Raw genomic sequence first — 360 nt, forward strand, 5'->3', positions numbered from 1 at the left:
GGGCGCCATCGGCGTTGGCATCGACATTCCCACCGGGTTGACCCGCAGGGGTGTCTGGGGCACCGAGCCAGTCAAGGAGCATCCCGACACCGAGCACAGCATCGTCGGACTCGAGATCCCGCGCTGGGCGGAGCTGCTGGAGATGTCATCGCGCTGCTATGAACTTTCCCAGCTTGGCTACATCGGCGTCGATTTCGTTCTCGACAAGAACAAGGGACCGATGATCCTGGAGCTCAACGCGCGCCCCGGCCTGGCCATCCAGATCGCCAATGGCAACGGGCTGCTGCATCGGCTGCGAATGATCGAAGCCCTGCGCGACCACGGTGGCTTGAGCACGGATCCCGCGGAGCGGGTGGCGTT

1 protein-coding gene is annotated in these 360 nt (G+C 64.4%); it reads left to right on the plus strand.

Annotated elements, in window-relative coordinates:
* Positions 1–360 (plus strand): sugar-transfer associated ATP-grasp domain-containing protein (locus tag FLQ44_RS22735; RefSeq protein WP_206209124.1); only part of this gene is annotated, 360 nt, incomplete at both ends.

This window comes from Vogesella mureinivorans (assembly GCF_007644035.1).
GTDB lineage: Bacteria > Pseudomonadota > Gammaproteobacteria > Burkholderiales > Chromobacteriaceae > Vogesella > Vogesella mureinivorans.